The organism is Nocardioides sp. NPDC023903, assembly GCF_040639295.1.
In the GTDB taxonomy this organism is placed as follows: Bacteria; Actinomycetota; Actinomycetes; order Propionibacteriales; family Nocardioidaceae; genus Nocardioides.
This window is the reverse complement of sequence record NZ_JBEZZS010000031.1, coordinates 50,678-68,721: the sequence shown is the minus strand read 5'-3', so window position 1 is coordinate 68,721 and position 18,044 is coordinate 50,678. Positions and strand designations below refer to the sequence as shown.

Sequence of the window (18,044 nt, the reverse complement as noted above, 5' to 3'; positions counted from 1 at the left end):
ATGACGTTCCAGCCGGCACCGCGGAAGTTGGACTCCAGCTCCTGGATGACCTTGCCGTTGCCGGTCACCGGGCCGTCGAGCTGCTGCAGGTTGCAGTTGATCACCCAGACCAGGTTGTCGAGCTCTTCGCGGGCGGCGACCCGGATGGCGCCGAGCGACTCGGGCTCGCCCATCTCGCCGTCGCCGAGGAAGGCCCATACGCGCTGGTCGGAGGTGTCCTTGATGCCGCGGTTCTGCATGTAGCGGTTGAACCGGGCCTGGTAGATCGAGTTGATCCCGGTCAGGCCCATCGAGACCGTCGGGAACTCCCAGAAGTCCGGCATCAGGCGCGGGTGCGGGTAGGAGGAGATGCCCTGGCCGACGCCGTGCTGCACCTCCTGGCGGAAGCGGAAGAGTTGCTCTTCCTTGAGCCGGCCCTCGAGGAACGCACGGGCGTAGATGCCGGGGGAGGCGTGGCCCTGGATGAAGACCTGGTCGCCGCCGCCGGGGTGGTCCTTGCCGCGGAAGAAGTGGTTGAAGCCGACCTCGTAGAGGCTCGCGGAGGACTGGTAGGTGGCGATGTGGCCGCCCACCTCGAGGCCCTTGCGGTTGGCGGAGGAGACCATGACGGCGGCGTTCCAGCGGATGAAGGCCCGAATGCGTCGCTCGATGTCCTCATCGCCCGGGAACCACGGCTCGCGGTCGGAGGGGATGGTGTTGATGTAGTCCGTGCTGCGCAGTGCGGGGACCCCGACGGACTTCTCTCGGGCTCGCTCCAGCAGACGCAGCATCATGTAGCGGGCTCGCTCGCGTCCGCTCGACTCGAGCATCGCGTCGAACGAGCCGAGCCACTCACTGGTCTCTTCGGGATCGATGTCCGGAAGCTGGGTCGGTAGACCCTCGTGGATTACGGTCGGCTGGGCGGGGGTCGGGCCCTGCGGACCACCAGTCGTCTCGGTGGATTCTTCGGTCACGTCCTCAATGGTCGCACGCGGTCTAGAGCGGTTGCCCATCCGCGGTGGGTTACTGGACAGTAGGCGGTTTCTGCTGGTCAACCCCGGAAAATTCGTTCGTACGCCGAGTTGCTAATCTGCCGCCGTGACCAGCCTGGATCGTGACAATGCCGCTGCTGACGTCTTGGTGGTAGGTGAGGCGCTTGTCGACGTGGTTACGACGGCTGACGGGGTGACCAAGGACCATCCCGGCGGCAGCGGCGCAAACGTCGCCGTCGCGCTGGGCCGGCTCGGCCGTCCGGTGCGCTACGCCGCCTCCTACGCCGACGACGCTCGTGGGCAGGCGCTGGCCGCCCACCTGGCCGACTCCGGGGTCCGGATGGCGTGTGACCCGCACGTGCTGGCCCGCACCTCGACCGCGCAGGCCACCATCACGGCCGACGGGTCGGCGACGTACGTCTTCGACCTGGAGTGGAAGCTCGGCGAGATCGCGGTGGGGACGCCGCGGTTCGTCCACGTCGGCTCGCTCGCGCCGGTGCTCGCGCCGGGCGCCGAGACGGTCTTCGCGCTGCTCGACGGGCTCCCCGACTCCGTCCGGGTCCTCTACGACATCAACATGCGGCCCACGCTGACCGGAACCGGCCAGGAGGTCGTCTCGCGGATCGAGCGGGCGGCGGCGTACGCCGATGTGGTCAAGGCGAGCGACGAGGACCTGGAGACGCTCTACCCCGGGATCGGGCTCGACAAGGCGGCCGCGCGGCTGCTCGAGCTCGGTGCCGGTGCGGTCGCGGTGACCCGTGGCGGCGACGGCGCCAGCTGGATCACCGCGTCCGAGCGGATCGATGTGGCGGCCGAGAAGGTGACGGTCGTGGACACCATCGGTGCCGGCGACACGTTCTCCGCGGGCCTCGTCGACGCGCTCTGGGACGACTTCGACCGCGATCGGCGCGAGGTGCTCGCCCATGGCGTCCGGGCGGCGGCGGTCACCGTCTCGCGCGCCGGTGCCAACCCGCCGACCCGTGCCGAGCTGGGCTGAGCAGCTAGACCGCTTCTTCGAGGCCGGCCCGGAGCGCTGCTCGGGCGCGATGCAGGCGTGACTTCATCGCGGGCAGGCTCAGCCCCAGGTGCTTCGCGACCGATCTTCCGCTGTAGCCGTGGACGTCGCGCAACAGCAACACCTGCCGTTGGTCGGGTGGAAGCCCCGCGATGGCCGCGGCGACAAGGCGAGCCTCGATCCCTGCCAAGGCGGTCTCCTCCGCCGACGAGCTCGCCCGAAGGGGCAGATCGGTCACCTCGACGAGGACGTGCCTCCTGCTGAGGGCCCAGCGACGTACGCATTCGTTGCGCACGATCGTGAACATCCACGACGCCAACGCTCCGGTCGCTCGCAGCGTCCCGATCTTGCGATAGAGGATGACCAGCGCCTCCTGCGTCGCATCCTCTGCGTCCTGTTCGCTCATGCACAGCGACGCGGCGAACCGCCGCACGTTTGGGTGGGCCCCTTCGATGAGCACCGAGATCGAGGCCTCGTCGCCGGCCTGCGCTGACCGGACGACAGCCGTGTCGGGCCACGGGCGGCGCGTACCACCGTCGGTCATGATCACCCCGCGCGTTGCGGCAGGGCGTCGAGCGCCGCGAGGGCATCGCGGTGACGGTATCCGCCGGTGGGCATGGTGACGATGTCCGCGTACGTGACCCTGCCGGTGGCGTCCACCACGATGGTTCCGGACTGCATCATCGAGCCGAGCAGGCGGCGGGCGAGGCCGAGGTCACCGTGGAGGCCCGGAACGACGGCGAACGCGATCTGCCGCCGGTTCGCCCACGCCTGGGCTGCGGTTGCCTCCTCCGGGACAGCGATCAGGACCCGAACGCCTCGGTCGCGGAAGTCCTTCGCGTTGGACGTGAGGGTGCGTACGTGGGCGTTGCAGATCATGCAGGTCGTGGTTCGCATGAAGTAGATGAGCGTGCCCCGGTGGCCCTCCCCGAGGAGATCGGCTGCCGTGCCGTCGCTCAGCTCCACGGATGTGTTCTCGATCGTGCTTCCTACGTCGATCACGTGTGGTCCTCTCTGTTCTGCCCGCGGCGCGGGCTATCGCAGATAGGAGTGGTCCAGGCCGCAAAAGGATTCACCCCGGCCGCGGCCGGTCATCAGTTCCCGAGCGCGAGCCGCTCGGCGAGCGTACGTCCGAGCCAGGCCGCGGAGCGGATGGCGCTACCGCAGTTGGCGACGAGGACGCCCGGACTGGGCTCGTCGACCACCAGCGTCTTCTGCGCGGTGTCGACGCCCCAGAGGATGTCGTCGACGCGGGCATCGCGGAGCCAGGGGAGCGTCGTGGCGAGCCCGCTGTCGAGGATCTCCTTCCAGTGGTCGACGGGGCCCGAGGTGTCCTCGTCCTCGACGATGTCCTCCTGCCCGACGACGACGCGCAGCTGGCCGTCGATGAGCTTCACGAAGACATAGCCGAAGCCGTCGCCGATCGGCACGATCGTGTGGGGCAGCTGCTCGCGTTCGGGGGGAACCGGGAGGTCGAGCACGAACAGCTGGCGCTTCTCGGCCTCTGCGCTGATCTGCGGGAACACCGAGGCGTTCGCCGCGCCCATCGCGCACAGGACCCGGCCGGCGCGGATCGCGCCGCGCGAGGTCTCGACCACATGACCGCTGCCGTCAGGGCGTACGCCGGTGACGAGCGCGTCGACCAACGTCGCTCCCGCTTCCTGCGCCTGGTCGCGGAGCAGCCCGACGAGCCCGGTCGCGGAGACGTTGAGTGCGGGGATGTGCTCTCCGGTGTGCAGCAGGTGGTAGGTGTTCTCGATCATGCCCAGCTCCGCGTCTGCGCCGGCCGCGGCGCCGCGGATGAACTGCTCGGTCTGGGTCGTCATCTCGCGCTTGACCGGGTCGGGCCACGTCCACCGGATGCTTCCGCCCGAGTAGCGGTAGGTCGCGACGTGGGCGGGGTCGTCGGCGGGGTCGTGGTCGATGAGGACCACGCGCAGGTCGGGCCGGGCCAGGAAGATGGCCGTCGCGGCGCCGATCGGGCCTGCTCCACAGATCGCTACGTCGGCCTCTGCGACCTGAGTCATGGGTTGGTCAGCGGTCAGGTCGGCGGGCAGATCAGTCAACGAAGTCCTTCCGGGTGGTACATCAGGCCGGTGTGCGAATATGCGTCCAGAAGGCTATCGGCTGGGGTCCGTTTCTCGCTCAGCAACTGGTCCAGACAGGCGAGGTGGCCGGCTTCGTGCCGCAGGCCAGCACGTTCGGTGAGTGCCCGGCGGGCCGCTGTGAGCACCTCGCGGGCGCCGGCGGCGATCTCCGGGTCGGCGAAGGCCGCGGTCGCGGCCCTCTGGTGCAGGTCGCGACTGGGCGCGTCGGCCAGCCCGGGAAGATCGTCTGCGAGGCAGACGCCGAGCGTCAGCGCCGCGCCGGCGAGCAGCAGGTCGCGGGAGAGGAAGGCGTCGTAGGCCTTGAACTCGATGCGTCCCTCCTCGCGCGGGATTCGCGGCGGATGGACCATGGTGGGTCCGGCGCCCGCGGGCGGGTCCACGAAGCAGCGCGCCGCGACCCGTCGCCAGGTGCGCTCGTAGGTGCGCTTGCTGGGGCCGCGCCACGCCCGGCCGGCGTGGAAGGGCGAGCTGAAGCTGAACGGCACCATGAACGGGCTGTAGTAGGTCAGCCGACGGGTCACCTCGACGACCTGTTCCGCGGAGAACCCGGGGAAGGAGAGGTTGATGTCGGGGCCGTAGCTCAGGTTGGAGACCTCGGCGTGGTCGTACTCACGATGCTCGGCCCGCATCTTCTGCTCCCACTCGTTGAGCGGCGGGTCGAGGACGTACGCCTCGCGGACCGGGTTGAAGCCGACGATGCCCAGGTGCAGACCGAAGGGAGCGAGGCGCTTGGAGATGTCGTCCTGCAGATCGATCAGCCGGTCGGCGGCCTCGGTGGTGCTCGAGCAGATCGGGGTGCGGATCTCCACGCCCTTGACCAGCATCGTCGTGAAGGTGCCGTCGGCGTCGAACCGCTCGTCGCCTTCCAGGTACCAGTAGCCGCTCTTGATCCCCAGGTCACCGCGGACGAGGCCTTCGTCGGTGGTGCCGGAGCCGTCGGCAAGGGCGCGTTGAAGGGTGTCGAAGTCGAGATCCCCGAAGTCATGGAAGCTGCCCTTGTCGCGAAACGAGCCCGCGCCTACGTCGGGCGACTCCGTCACCAGGGCATACTCGAACTCGAACCCGGCGGAGTAGAGCACGGCGCAACTCTAGGGCAGTCCGCGAGGCGTCATCCGCATTTCTCGGAAATTAGGTTAGGCTCCCCTCATGTTTCGCGCGGTGAAGCCGGAGACAAAGCCGGAGACGCGGGTCGTGGTCACCTCGACCCGGCGTCTCAGTGCTGGGATGACCCGCGTCCATTTCCGCGCCGAGGATCTCTCCGCGTTCGAGGGCAGCGTGTGCACCGACCGGTTCGTGCGTCTGGAGATCCCGGTCGGCGACGGCTCGACCGTCTGCCGCACCTACACGGCTCTGGGCCCCTCCGTCGCCGAGGGCACCCTGGCCGTCGACTTCGTGCACCACGGCGACGAGGGTGTCGCCGGCCGGTGGGCGGCGACGGCCGGCCCGGGTGACGTGGTCACCGTGCGCGGGCCGGGTGGGACGTACGCTCCTGACCCGGCCGCCGACTGGCACCTCCTCGTCGGCGACGAGTCCGGTCTGCCCGCGATCCGGGCGGCGCTGGCGGCGCTGCCGGCCGACGCCGTCGGCTATGCCGTGATCGAGGTTCCCTCCGCTGAGCATCTCCAGCAGGTCGAGGCGCCGGCCGGGGTCGAGGTGCGCTGGCTGGACGCCACCGTCGACCCGCCCCTGGAGGTCGTCGTCCGCGAGCTGCCCTGGCTGCTCGGCCGGGTGCACGCCTTCGTGCACGGCGAGGCCGAGGTCACCATGCAGCGGATCCGTCCCTACCTGCTGCGCGATCGCGGGGTGCCGCGCGGCGACCTGTCGATCTCCGGCTACTGGCGCCGTGGGAACACCGAGGAGAGCTTCCGTACGTGGAAGCGCAGCCAGGCCGCCAACCGCCAGGTCGCGCACTCAGCGCACTGAGATGGAGCCGCGGCCGCCCGGTGGGGCGGCCGCGGCGTACTCAGTCCGCGGCCAGCGGCGTCACCGTCAACCGGTCGATGTTCGGAGCCCACGGCGACCTCAGGCCCAGCTCCGGATAGCGGTCGGAGATGTAGGTCTCACCGTTCCAGTCCGGCAGCTCCTCGGAGCGGAAGGACAGCGTGTTCTCGCCTGCCTTCAGCTCTGCGTAGAACGTCAACGTCCAGAAGCCGTTGTCGTGGAAGCTGTGCGGGAACCAGACCCGGCGGGCCTCATCGCCGTTCACGCTGACGTCCGCGTGCCGGGCCAGCGGGTCCGGGTTGTAGTGCGAGGCGGGTGACTGCTCGCCGTTGGAGTAGCGCACCGTGATCGCGTACGTCCCTGCCCGAGGCGCCGTGGTGGCCAGGGTCAGCGCGTTGCCGTTGCCCGGGTCGCCACCGACACCGGTGACCGCCTTGCCACCGTCGGCGAGTGGGTAGGACGCGACCTTCGCCGAGCCCTCGAGCGCCCCGTCCTCGGCCTGGGTGGTCACCGATCTCAGCGCGCCCGCCGACGGACCGACACGGAGCCGGTCGACCAGCAGCCTGCCCTGCTCCGCGGTCAGGGTGATCTTGTTGATGCCGCCGGAGAGGAACACGTCACGCGACACCGATCGAGCGACGACCCCGAGGTTCTGTCCGTTCAGCGCCAGCCGGACGCGCCCGGACCCGAGGGTGTCGAACCGGAGGCGGTGCTCGCCGTCGTCGGGGGAGTAGACCCAGAACGTCGCGGTTCCCCGGGCGAGGTCTGTGGCGCCCGACCCGGACACCCCGGTCTTCGAGTAGTCGGCCCGTGCTCCGTCGGTGAGCGTCGCGTCCTCACCCTCATAGGTGCGTTGCGTGGCGGCCGGGTCCGACAAGGAGAGATCGATCTTGTCGATGATCGCGTCGCCACGAGTGCCCTCGGTGCCATCGAGGCTCCGGGCTGCGATCGAGATCGTGTGCTTTCCGGCGGTCAGGTCGACCGTCGTGTCGGCGTGGTCCCACACCACCCACTTGTAGCCGAGCGGCAGGTGGATCTCCTGCTCCTGCTTGCCGTCGACCGTGATGAAGGCGTTGGTCGGACCCTGTTCCTTGACCAGGCTGTAGGTGTTCAGAGAGTTCGCGAACACGCTCAGGTCGTAGGTCCCGTCCTTCGGCACGTCCACGGCGAAGTCGAGCTTCACCTCGGAGTCGGTTCGGATGCCGCCGACGTTGTAGGAGCCGGAGGTGTAGAAGCCGCCCAGGTTGGAGGGGCTGCCCTCGGGGCCGTTGCGGGTGTAACCCGAGCCCGAGTGAGCGGCGTCCTCGGCCTCGTACGTCGCCCGCCACTGCTGCGGCGGCGCGGCATCCGCGGTCGCGTTGGCGCCGGGGGTCACGATGATCTGGTAGGCGGACTCCGCCGAGAGGGCGGGGACGCCGTCCTTGCCGAACCAGAACCCGACACCGCCGTCGCTGACCGGGAGGTTCATCTCGGCGACCTCGGCCGGCCCGCTGTTGTCGCCGAGCTGACCCGACCAGCCGATCTCCTTGATGGCGACATGCACGCTGGACCCGAACGTCGTCGGGTCGACGCCGTCGAGGTCGACGTACGACTCCCCGTCGGCACCGCCGATGATCGCCTCGGCGCGTCGCCGGTCGCGATCGAGGGTCGCGACGCCCTGAAGCGTGTAGCTCTCGTTCGGGCGGGGCGGGGTGAGCTTGACCGTCTGGCCGGTCATCTGGCTGTAGGCGTTCAGCAGCCACCACTGCCCGTTGGCCTTGTTGGCCTCGACGGCGGAGTCGGACAGGTTGCCATCGATGTTCCAGTAGGCGATGTCGCCGTCGACCTTGCTGTCCTCGAGCGCCGAGACCCACTGGATCATCTGTCCCGGGACGGACGTGTGGTAGTTGAAGGCGTACTCGTTGATGTTGATCGGTAGATGCTTCCCCGCGTAGGGGGTGCCCTGGTAGATCGTGTCCTCCCATCCGCGGAACCTCGCCACGTTGGTCCGGATCGAGGCCGGGTTGCTCAGCTCGTGCCAGGTGATCACGTCCGGCATCGTGTCGTTGGCCAGCGCGTGCTTCATGAAGCCCTGCACCTGGTCATAGAGGACGCTCGTGTTCGGACCGGCGATCCGGGCGTCGGGGAGCTCGCTCCTGATGAGGGCGTTGACCTCGTCCCAGGCCTTGAAGTAGTGCTGCGGGTCGTCGAGCCAGCTGACCTTGTTGTAGCTCCACTCGCCGGTGCCGAACATGTTGCCCTCGGGCTCGTTGAACGGCACGAAGACGACGTGGCTGCGGTACTTCTCCGGCAATGCCTTGACCTGCTCGACCTGGGTCCTGATCTTGGCCTTGAAGTCGTCCAGCTTGGCCTGCGGAGTGTCGCCCGGCCACTGGTAGGGGAACCCGCGGTAGATGTCGGTCATGTAGATGTAGACGTCGCCGCCGGAGCCGTCGACCAGCGGCTCGAGCACCTCGAGGGCGTCCGCGCCCGGGTGCTGCGGACCGTCCTGGGCCTTGGTCGACACCGTACGCAGGTTGATCCCGTCGATCAGATTGCTCGAGGGGAGGTCCTTGCCGTAGACCCCGTAGAGCGTCCCGGACGCGCCTCCCATGACGTCGCCGGTGGGCTCGGCCAGGTCGATGTCGACCTGGTTCTCGTAGCGGACGGTCACCTCGGCCGAGACCGCTCGCCCGGCGGCCGTGCCGGTCACCGTGAACCTGCCCCGGTCCGCGTACTGCGCCGGATTCACCTCGTCCCAGCTGATCGGTACGTCGCGGTCGTAGCCGTCACTGAACGAGGCCCGCACCGAGGCCGGCAGGGCCGGCTCCTCGCCGACGTCGGTGTAGACGTCGAAGGAGGTCTTTGTCGGCTCCACGATGGTGGGAGGGGTGGCTCCGGTGGCCTGGACGAGCTGCTCCGGGGTGAGTGCGGCCCCGTAGACCTTCACGTCGTCGAGCGAGCCGCCGAACAGGTTGTCGGCGGGGAACATCGACCTGCCGAGGAACCCGCTCGTGGACGCGCCTTCGACGAGGTCGGAGGCGGTGATCTTCGTGGTGGCGGTCGCGACGGCGGCGCCGTCGAGGTAGGTGGTGAGCCGGTCCGACTCGGTGTCCAGGGTGACCGCGACGGTGTGCCAGGACTTCTCCGGGAGCGGGGCGTAGCCCGAGTTGGTCGCCTCGGCGCCGGTTCCCGCCACGGCCGCCGTACGCAGCACCGACCCGTTCGACGGCGTGAGGAACAGATAGCGACTGGTGTCCTTGCCCAGGTCGAGGATCCGCTGCCAGGAGCCGCCACCTCCGTCCCAGCTCACCCGCGCGGTGACCGTGAGGTCGGTGCGTCCCTCGAGGACGCCCTTGGGGAGAGTGACGTAGGCGCCGTCCGACGAGGACGGCCCGCCGGGCAGGTGCAGCGCCTGGCCGCCGGCGTCTCCGGGGACGGTGTCGGCGGTGCCGCCGTTCACCAAGGTGCCGTCGAGCCCGTTGCCGGAGTCGTCGACGACCGTTCCGGTGGCAGGGTCGTCGTCGAAGGCGTAGTGGACGACTGGGTCGGGCACGGCGACCTCGGCGGCACCGGCGCGTGGGACCGCCCCGGGCATGGCCAGCGCGATCGCGGCGACCGCGGCCACGGCGGCCGCCCTGGTTGGTGTGGACATGAAGGGTGATCTCATCGGTAGCTCCTTCTGTTGTGGGGTCAAGACCGCCGAACGTGATCGGCGGCGAAGAGGAGGTAGACCGCGGCGGTCCAGGTGTAGGCGCGGTCACGCAGCCCTGCGCCGGTGCGGGCGTCGAAGTTCTCGGCGAAGCCGGACTTCTCGCACAGCGCCCTGAACCGCTCGCTGACGACGTCGGCGACGGCCGTGAACCCGCTTCGGCGCAGGCCGTCCTCGATGAGCGCGGTCGACGGCGCCCAGATCGGGCCTCGCCAGTAGCCGTCGTCCTGGTAGTGGGGCGAGGAGACCGGCTCGGTGGCGGGTCCGTAGTCGGTCAGGTGATCGCCGAGCCGGTCCGCCATCGTCGTACGGATGTCGGACGGGAGCCGGTCGCCGAGCACCAGCGGCAGCAGGTTCAGCAGGCTGGTTCCGGTGCTCCGGCGACCCGAGAGCGCGCCCACGGCGACGAACTCGGCACCGGTCCAGAGCTGGTCGACCAGCGTACGGACGAGCTCGTCGCCGACCTTGCGCCAGCCCGCCGAAGGGTGGCCGAGCTCGTCGGCGAGGTCGGCGAGGACCTCGAGCTGGACCGCCAGGAACGCGGCGAGGTCGGGTGACTCGATGACCCGGTCGAGGTCGAACGTGGTGGAGTTGTCCCAGCCGCTGTCGTTGCCGTGCTGGTAGTAGGGCAGGTCATGGCCCGGCCGCCGCCTGGAGTCGATCCAGAACCGGCTCCATCGGACCAGGCCGTCGTGGATGCGCTCGAGCTCGTCGGTGTCGAAGGCTCGGGCCGAGGTCGCGCGCAGCCGGCTCAGAGCCCAGCCGTGGATCGGCGGCTTCACGTAGTTGTAGAGGACCTCGGTGTGCGTCACCGAGTCGGGCAGCGCGCCGCGGTTGTCCTGGTGGTCGAACGGCGCGAGGAACTGGTCGAGCGCGGCGTCGGGACGGCCGGGTGCGAGCGCCATCGCGTTGAAGCAGTGGTCCCAGCTCCACAGCTTGTCCATCCAGTGCTTGGACATCAGCACCGACTCCCGGCCCAGCAGACCGCTGGGAGCGACCGTCGCCGACCACAGGACGTACGCCGCCAGCGCCGCCGCCGGGGTGCGCTCGTCACGCCATGGGGCGAGGTCGTCGAGGTAGCTGGCGAAGTCCTCTGCCGAGTCCGCGACGACCTCCTCGAAGGTCGCTGCCTCCGCCGGCACCGTCTGCTGCGAGGTCGCCTCGCGTACCTCGGCCTCCCAGTCGCCGCCGTCGCTTCCGAGCAAGATCGACCTCGTCGCCTCGCCGAGGGCCTCGGAGCCCTCGACCGAGTGCTCCCCGCGGAGCATGGTGACGCGGTAGCGGTGACCGGTCTCGTAGCTGGTGAAGACGACGGCACCGTCGCTCGGGTCGGTGAACAGGTAGGTCCCGGTGAACGGGGTGAGCCCGGCAGCGGCATCGCCGAGCCGCAGCGCGAGGCCGGACCCGCGGAGGCGTACGGCGTCCGTGCCGGCGAAGGCCGCCTCGACTCGGCCGTCCTCCTGCGCCCAGGTCAGGGCCGCAGGGTCCGCGGACCAGGTCGTCTCTACCGGCAGGCCGTCGCGCTCCGGCCGCAGCGCGAGCACGCCGTGGAACCCGTTGCGGTGGGAGACGAGGTGGATCGTGTCGGTGCGGGTGTGCAGGGCGACCACGGGGGAGAGGTCGAGCCAGGAGCCGCGCCGGGAGAACGGGATCTCTCGGACGTCGAAGGCGGCCTCGGTCGAGGTGTCGTGCAGCGGCATGCGGGGTGTCCTTCAGTCCTTGACGGCGCCCGCCGTCACACCGGCGGCGACGTACCGCTGGGCGACGACGAGCAGGATGGCGGTGGGGATCGAGGCGACGACGGCGGTCGCCATCAGCGGGCCCCACTCCTGGTTCTGGGAGCCGATGTAGTCGTAGAGCCCCATCGTGATCGGGCGCAGCGAGCCGCCCTCGCGGTTGAGGGTGGAGGCGAAGATGAAGTCCGACCACGCCCACAGGAAGGCGAACAGCGAGACGGTCACAGCCGAGTTGCGCGAGATCGGCAGGACGACCTGGGTGAAGGTCTTCCAGTGGCTCGCGCCGTCGATGGCCGCGGCGTGGAGGAGGTCTCGCGGGATGCCCGCCATGAACGCGGAGAACAGCATCACGCCGAAGGGGATCGCGATCGTGGAGTCGGCGACGATCAGGCCGGGGACGGTGTCGAGGATCCCGAGGTCGGTGTAGATGGTGTAGAAGCCCAGCGCCATCACGACGCCGGGGACCATCTGCGCCACGATGAGGCAGAAGTTGAGCACCCGCCGGCCGGGGACGAACAGCGACGACATCGCGTAGCCGGCCGGGGCCGAGACGAGCAGCGTGAGCGCGACCGTCCCGATGCCGATGATCAGGCTCGTCCCGAGATAGGGCAGCTGGTCCTGGAGCACCACCTGGTAGTGGTCGAGGGTGAACGCCTTCGGGAACATGCCGCCGCTGCGGATGGCGTCGCGCTGGGTCAGCGAGACGTTGATCATCCAGTAGAGCGGGAACAGCATCATCGCGGTGAGGACGAGGCCGATGCCGGTCTTCCCCCAGGCAGAGGCGGTTCGCGTGGTCCGTGTGGTTCGTGTCGAGGTGTCCATGTCAGGCCTCCTTGCGCTGGACGGCGACATAGACCAGCCCCATGAGCAGAGCGACGAGCAGCAGGATCGTGCCGACGACGGACGCCTGGGAGTACTCGATGACTGCCGAGGTGCCCTTCCCGAAGGCCATCCCGTACGCCCAGGTCGCCAGCGTCTGGGACGACCCGGCGCCGGCGGTCATGATCCAGATGATGTCGACGACCTTGAGGGTGTAGACGAAGCCGAGCAGCATGGTGATCGCGCTGACGGGCCGCAGCAGCGGAAACGTGATCGACCAGAACCGGCGCCACGGACCGGCGCCGTCGAGCTCGGCCGCCTCATAGAGCTCGGCCGAGATGTTCTGCAGCCCGGAGTAGAGGATGACCAGGTTGAACGGGATCCCGAGCCAGATGTTCGCGATCATCACGGCCCACAGCGAGTTGTCGGCGCTCAGCCACCAGACGGAGTCGATGCCGAAAGCGCCTAGGAACCGGTTGACGATGCCCGAGTCCGCGTCCATCATCCACTGCCACGTCGTCGCCGAGACGATGATCGGGAGCAGCCACGGGACCAGGAAGAGCCCCCGCAGGAGCACCGACAGCGGGAAGTGGCGGTGGAAGTACGTCGCGAGCGCCAGCCCGATGACGTACTGGAAGACCAGCGAGCCGACAACGAAGATCGCCGTCTGCTGCACGATCGGCCAGAACTGCGGCGCGGTGAGCACCTCGCGGTAGATGTCGGTCCCGGCGAAGGGCGCCTCACCGGTGACGTACGTCGCCCGGGTGAAGCGGTGCAGGCTCATCGACACGTTCTCGGCCAGCGGGTAGGCGTAGAAGACCACGAGGTACGTCACCAGCGGCGCGACGAACGCCACGCCGGCCCAGCGGCGGTGATGTCGGCGCCGGGGCGGTGGCGCCGAGATCGGCACCGCCTCCGGTGCCGTCCGGCGTTCCAGCGTCGAGACTGTGGGATTCCTGGTCACTGTTTCGTCCGTTCTCCAGGGTCCGGTCGCGGGTCAGTTGCCCATGGCTTCCTGAGCCGCGGTCTCGAACGCTTCCTTGACCTGATCGGCGTCACCGGCGGCGTTGAGCGCGGCCTGCTCGGCCTTCGACAGTGCGGCCGAGGTCGCGAGGTAGCTGGTGCCGAGGTCGGTCGTCCGGCCCTGGGCGCTGGAGATGGCGTCGGCCCACGGCTGGTAGTGCTCCGTGGAGGCGATCTGCTGCTCGCGGGTGGCCTCGGTGGCGGTGAAGTAGCCGAGCATGTCGTCGGTCTCGACCTGCGTCTTCGAGCCGAGCAGGCAGTCGAGCACTTCCTTGGCTGCCGCGTAGTGGGCGTCGCTGTTCTCCTTGTGCAGCGGCACCACGCCGAACTCGCCGCCGGTCGGCACCGGAGCCGCGCCGCCGTCCTGGCTCGGGATGGGCATCATCTTGATGGGGAACTTCTGCTCGGTCGCTGCCTGGGCGAACCACGAGCCGTTCTCGGCGAACGCGTAGTCGCCGGTGAGGAAGAGGTCCCAGGACGCGGACTGGTTGTCGGTGACGGCCGACTTGGGGGTGTACCCCTTGCCGATCCAGTCCGAGACGAGCTGGCCCGCCTCGACGGCGTCGGCCGAGCCGATGTCGGACAGGTCGGCGCCGGATCCCCAGAACCAGGGCAGGAACTGGAAGGTGCCCTCCTCGCCGGGGACGCCGGCGAACGTGATGCCCTTGTGACCGGCTCCGGTCACCTTCTCCAGGGCGGCGTTCAGGCTTGCCCAGTCGGTGATGCTCGCCGGGTCGACGCCGGCGTCGGAGAGGACCTTCTCGTTGTAGTAGAGGCCGAGGGTGTTGGCGCCGACGGGGACCCCGTACGTCTCGCCGTCGACGGTGCCGGGGCCGGCGAGGTTGGCATCGGCGTCGGTCGCCTCGAGGCCGACCTCGTCGATGGGGGCCAGCAGGCCGGAAGCGGAGGCCTCGGGCATCGCCGGGTTGTCGAGGAACACCACGTTGGGTGCGTTGTCCTCGCGGACGGCCGTCGTCAGGTTGTTGATCAGGTCGGTGTTCGGGGCGGCTGTGCGCTTGATGGTGGTGCCTTCCGGTGCGCACGACTTGACGTACTTGGCCCAGTCGGAGCTGTCGTCGTACTGGGGGTAGGGGTCCCAGAACCCGATCTCGGTGACCTTGCCCGACTCTTCCGAGGAGCCGCACGCCGCCAGCGACATGGTCAGCGCGGCCGCGGTGAGGAGGGCGACCGTACGACCGTGGGGGCGGCCTGGGGTGGGGGTGCTGTTCATCTCGTGTCCTCTCGCATCATTGCGTGGGTTGTTGAACCGGTTCGACAGTGGGCGCGACGAGGCGCTCCGTACGATCCCGGCGGTGGGTCAGCTGGTGCTGCCGCGGTCACGGAGCACCGGGGTGACGAACCGGACGATCGGCGGTCCGGCCGTGACCGGGTCGGTGACCCGGCCGATCAGCCGGGAGACCGCTTGGCGCCCGAGCTCGTCCGCGGCCGAGTCCACGGCTGTATAGGGGAGCGAGAACTCCTCGCCGAAGTCACGCGAGTAGAGGCTGACCACGCTGAGGTCCTCGGGGACCCGAACCCCACGATCGCTCAGGATCGAGGGCAGCGCGGCGACCGTCGCGTCGTTGTGGACGATCAGGCCGGTCGCGGTCGGATGTGCGTCGAGGATGCGGTTGACGGACTCGCCGATCGCGGGCTGGCGCGACTCGCCGTGGTAGCAGTGGATCTGGATGCCGTGTCGCGCCGCGCGCTCGACGGCCGCGTCGCGGAACCGCCAGGCGTACGTCCCACCGCGCTCGACCACGTGGTGTGGCGGCGCGATCAGGATCAGCTCGCGGTGATCGCGGTCGTGCAGGTGGTCGACGAGCATCCTGGCCGCCTCGCCGAAGTCGAGGTCGACGAAGTCCAGGCCGGCGGTGTCGCGGGCGAGGCCGAGCAGCACGCCGGGCTTGCCGACCTTTCTCAGCGCCTCGAGGCGCGGGTCCTCGGCGGTGACGTCGAGGAGGACGATGCCGTCGACCATGCGGGAGTCCGCGATCCGGTGGATCGCGGAGGGGCCGTCGGGGTCGGTCACCATCAGGATGTCGTAGCCGAGCTCGCGGGCTCGCATGGAGATCGGCAGGACGTACTGCAGCATGGCCGGCGCGAACTCGTCCTCGTGGAACTGCAGCAGCAGCCCGAGCACCATCGTTTGCGAGGTGGCCAGTGCGCGTGCGCCGGCGTTCGGGGTGAAGCCGAGCTCGCGGATGGCCTGCTCGATCCGCTCCCGGGTCTCGGTCGAGATCGTGCGCTTGCCGGAGAGGGCGTAGGAGACGGTGCTCCGCGAGACGCCCGCGTGCCGCGCTACGTCTTGGATGGTGGCCAACTCGCTACCTGACTTTCGAACCGGTTCGACACTGGAATTGACTAGAGTGTGACCAGGGTCACGCGTCGTGTCAAGGGTCTCGACAGGGCTCGACCGCAGTGAAGGTGGCTGAGGTCAGTGCGAGCGGGTGGGCTGGACGATCTCGACCGGCCCGTCGACCCGGGCGGTTACCCAGGCGCGGTGGAAGTCGCTGCCAGGGGCTACTTCGGCGCGGCGCTCGGGTTCGCGGATCAGGTCGACGGGGCACTCGAGCTGCTGTCGCGGCGTGGGTGTGGGGCGAGGGCCGCTGTGCTCGGCGATCGCCTCCGCCAGCGCCTCGGCGACGGGCTTGCGGTGGTGGTCGACCGTGAAGAGGCCGAGGTCGTACTCCCGCTCGGGGAAGTCGACCAGCGATCGGTCCAGGTCGTGGGAGCACCACCAGGTGATGCCGTACAGGGCCGGGTTCTGGACGACGTGGTCGATCGTGCCGGTGACGAACTCGCGCACGCTGTCGGGTCCGATCTCCGGCAGGGGAGCGCCGATCTCCTGGAGCCAGACCGGGCGCCCCGGCTCGGCGGCGTACGCAGCGGCCAGCTCGACCAGGTAGTCGGCATGCGTGAGCGTGGCCGGCCCCAGGGGCGCGTCGATCGCGCCGACGCCGTTGAAGACCCAGGAGTGCACGGTGCTGAGGTCGCCGAGCGTGGTGACGTCGGCGGGCCCGAACGGGTGGTCGGGCGCGTAGAAGGCGTCGTCGAAGAGCGAGTGGAGACAGAGCAGGCCAGGAGCGGCCTTGCGGGCGGTCTCGAGGAGCTCCTGGGCCCAGGAGCGGGACTCGGCGATGGTGGTCGGGTTGGACGGCCACAGGTTGTTGACCTCGTTGCCGAGGGTCAGCGCGAAGACGTTGTCCCGGGTGGCGACGGCGCCGGCGAGGGTGTCGACGTAGGTGCGCAGGCCGTCGCGCACCTCCGGGTGGCTGAACAGCGATCGCTGGTGGTGGGTGAGCACCCACGACGGCAGGAAGTCGAAGCTGGACAGGTGGCCCTGCACCAGGTCGACGCAGACGTCGAGCCCGCGGGCGGCGGCCAGGTCGATGGTGGTGAGCACGTCGTCGACCGCCGAGGACCGGATCAGCGAGCGGTTGGGCTGGATCCACGGCCAGACCGGGAAGATGCGTACGTGGTCGAGACCGAGCCCGGCGAGGTCGTCGAAGTCGCGGGCGATCTGGTCGGCGTCGAAGTCGAGCCAGGAGTAGAACCAGCCGGATGAGGGCACGTGGTTGGCGCCGAAGCGCAACGGGGCAGTGGCTGAGGGCGTCGGAAGAGCTGGCACCCGCGCAATATAAACCGATTAAGTAAACCGAGGCAATCAGTGTCCGGCAGGCGGCGCCGTGCTCTCCCGTGGAACGAGCACCGGGGTGCTCGACTGGTGGCGGACGGTGAGGGTCGGGTCGGCGATCAGCCGGAGCAGCCCGCGCGCGGCCTCGGTGGCCCAGCCCTGGGTGTCGCGGGTCAGGGCGGTCAGCGAGGGGTGGGTGAGCCGGGCGAGCAGCGAGTCGTCGAAGGAGAGGATCGAGAGATCCTGCGGCACCCGCACGCCCATCTCCAGGGCGACGCCGAGTCCGGCCACCGCCATCACGTCGCTGTCGTAGACGATCGCGGTCGGCCGCTCGCGCCGCGACAGCACCCGGCGGGTGATGACCGCGCCCTCGGAGTCGCTGTAGTCGGTCGGGATCGAGACCACCTCGGCGAGTTCGTGGCGTTCCTTGGCCTCGGTGAGCACGTCCATCCGGCGCTTGGTGTGCAGGAACTGCGGCATCCCGGCGACGTGGACGACGTGGCGGTGGCCGAGCGCGGCGAGGTAGTCGACCGCCTCGTGCATGGCCTCGCTGTCGTCAGCCCAGCTGAAGCTCAGCGACGTGTCTTCGAGCGGCCCGCCGAGCACCATCACCGGGACCTCGAGGGCCTCGAGCGCCGCGAACCGGGGATCGTCGATGAGCGGGTCGAGCAGCACGAAACCATCGACCCGCTGCTCGGCGGTCCAGTTGCGGTAGGCGGCCATCTCGGCCTCGGGGTCGTCGACCACGAGCAGCTGCAGCGCCGTGCCGTCCTCGGCCAGGCCGGCCTGCAGGCCGGAGACGATCTGGCCGAAGAACGGCTCGAGGCCAAGCGTACGTGCGGGGCGGGACAGGATCAGGCCGACGGCTCCGGCGCGCGAGTTGCCCAGAGACCTGGCCGCGCGGTGGGGGCGCCAGTTCATCTCGTCGGCGACCGCGAGGATGCGCCGCCGGGTCTCCTCGCTGACCCCCGGCCGTCCGTTGAGCGCGAACGAGACGGCGCCCTTGGAGACGCCGGCGCGCTCGGCGATGTCCGCGATCGTGGGTCGTGCCATCGACATGTCCTTCCTGGGACGAGGCCGGGGGCGATTGTGGCGCCCCTCAC

The 18,044-nt window shown here is 69.5% G+C and carries 14 protein-coding genes and 1 pseudogene; 2 read left to right on the top strand and 13 right to left on the bottom strand.

The window, feature by feature from the left end; genetic code table 11:
• Positions 1–953, bottom strand: a pseudogene (locus AB0F44_RS24320) (pyruvate dehydrogenase (acetyl-transferring), homodimeric type); the annotation flags it as partial.
• 124 nt (positions 954–1,077) lie between these two features.
• Between AB0F44_RS24320 and AB0F44_RS24315 the strand changes: the two are divergent.
• Positions 1,078–1,968, top strand: a complete 891-nt coding sequence (locus AB0F44_RS24315; RefSeq protein ID WP_357359237.1) for a carbohydrate kinase — start codon at positions 1,078–1,080, stop codon at positions 1,966–1,968.
• A gap of 4 nt (positions 1,969–1,972) precedes the next feature.
• Here the strand turns inward: AB0F44_RS24315 and AB0F44_RS24310 are convergent, their stop codons facing one another.
• The 4 genes from AB0F44_RS24310 to AB0F44_RS24295 form a co-directional block, all read right to left on the bottom strand.
• On the bottom strand, positions 1,973–2,530 hold the full coding sequence (locus tag AB0F44_RS24310; protein WP_357359236.1) for an RNA polymerase sigma factor: 558 nt from the start codon (positions 2,528–2,530) through the stop codon (positions 1,973–1,975).
• A 2-nt stretch (positions 2,531–2,532) separates the two neighbouring features.
• Positions 2,533–2,988 (bottom strand): redoxin domain-containing protein, encoded by a 456-nt coding sequence (locus AB0F44_RS24305; protein ID WP_357359235.1) that lies wholly within the window; start codon positions 2,986–2,988, stop codon positions 2,533–2,535.
• A 92-nt stretch (positions 2,989–3,080) separates the two neighbouring features.
• Positions 3,081–4,052 (bottom strand): FAD-binding oxidoreductase, encoded by a 972-nt coding sequence (locus AB0F44_RS24300; RefSeq protein ID WP_357359234.1) that lies wholly within the window; start codon positions 4,050–4,052, stop codon positions 3,081–3,083.
• A complete protein-coding gene (locus AB0F44_RS24295; RefSeq protein ID WP_357359233.1) occupies positions 4,049–5,173 on the bottom strand; it encodes a glutamate-cysteine ligase family protein in 1,125 nt (374 codons plus the stop codon). The genes AB0F44_RS24300 and AB0F44_RS24295 overlap by 4 nt, the downstream gene beginning before the upstream one ends.
• 79 nt (positions 5,174–5,252) lie before the next feature.
• Between AB0F44_RS24295 and AB0F44_RS24290 the strand changes: the two genes are divergently transcribed.
• Positions 5,253–6,017: a siderophore-interacting protein gene (locus AB0F44_RS24290; protein ID WP_357359232.1), complete on the top strand. Its 765-nt coding sequence runs from the start codon at positions 5,253–5,255 to the stop codon at positions 6,015–6,017.
• Between the two features lie 40 nt (positions 6,018–6,057).
• Here AB0F44_RS24290 and AB0F44_RS24285 read toward each other — a convergent pair whose 3' ends face one another.
• From AB0F44_RS24285 to AB0F44_RS24250, 8 genes are all read right to left on the bottom strand, one after another.
• On the bottom strand, positions 6,058–9,684 hold the full coding sequence (locus AB0F44_RS24285) for a LamG-like jellyroll fold domain-containing protein (RefSeq protein WP_357359231.1): 3,627 nt from the start codon (positions 9,682–9,684) through the stop codon (positions 6,058–6,060).
• A 23-nt stretch (positions 9,685–9,707) separates the two neighbouring features.
• Positions 9,708–11,426, bottom strand: a complete 1,719-nt coding sequence (locus tag AB0F44_RS24280; protein ID WP_357359230.1) for a hypothetical protein — start codon at positions 11,424–11,426, stop codon at positions 9,708–9,710.
• A 12-nt stretch (positions 11,427–11,438) separates the two neighbouring features.
• The gene (locus tag AB0F44_RS24275; RefSeq protein WP_357359229.1) at positions 11,439–12,284 is read right to left on the bottom strand and encodes a carbohydrate ABC transporter permease; all 846 of its coding nucleotides are present in this window, start codon (positions 12,282–12,284) and stop codon (positions 11,439–11,441) included.
• Position 12,285: 1 nt separating this feature from the next.
• On the bottom strand, positions 12,286–13,245 hold the full coding sequence (locus AB0F44_RS24270) for a sugar ABC transporter permease (RefSeq protein WP_357359228.1): 960 nt from the start codon (positions 13,243–13,245) through the stop codon (positions 12,286–12,288).
• Positions 13,246–13,278: 33 nt separating this feature from the next.
• Positions 13,279–14,535 carry an extracellular solute-binding protein gene (locus AB0F44_RS24265; protein WP_357359227.1) on the bottom strand — a complete coding sequence of 419 codons (1,257 nt, stop codon included), beginning with the start codon at positions 14,533–14,535 and terminating at the stop codon, positions 13,279–13,281.
• A gap of 87 nt (positions 14,536–14,622) precedes the next feature.
• The gene (locus AB0F44_RS24260; protein ID WP_357359226.1) at positions 14,623–15,627 is read right to left on the bottom strand and encodes a LacI family DNA-binding transcriptional regulator; all 1,005 of its coding nucleotides are present in this window, start codon (positions 15,625–15,627) and stop codon (positions 14,623–14,625) included.
• A 114-nt stretch (positions 15,628–15,741) separates the two neighbouring features.
• Positions 15,742–16,935, bottom strand: coding sequence for a glycosyl hydrolase (locus AB0F44_RS24255; RefSeq protein ID WP_357359225.1), 1,194 nt, complete (start codon positions 16,933–16,935; stop codon positions 15,742–15,744).
• Between the two features lie 36 nt (positions 16,936–16,971).
• Positions 16,972–17,994, bottom strand: coding sequence for a LacI family DNA-binding transcriptional regulator (locus tag AB0F44_RS24250; RefSeq protein ID WP_357359224.1), 1,023 nt, complete (start codon positions 17,992–17,994; stop codon positions 16,972–16,974).
• Positions 17,995–18,044 lie beyond the last annotated feature (50 nt).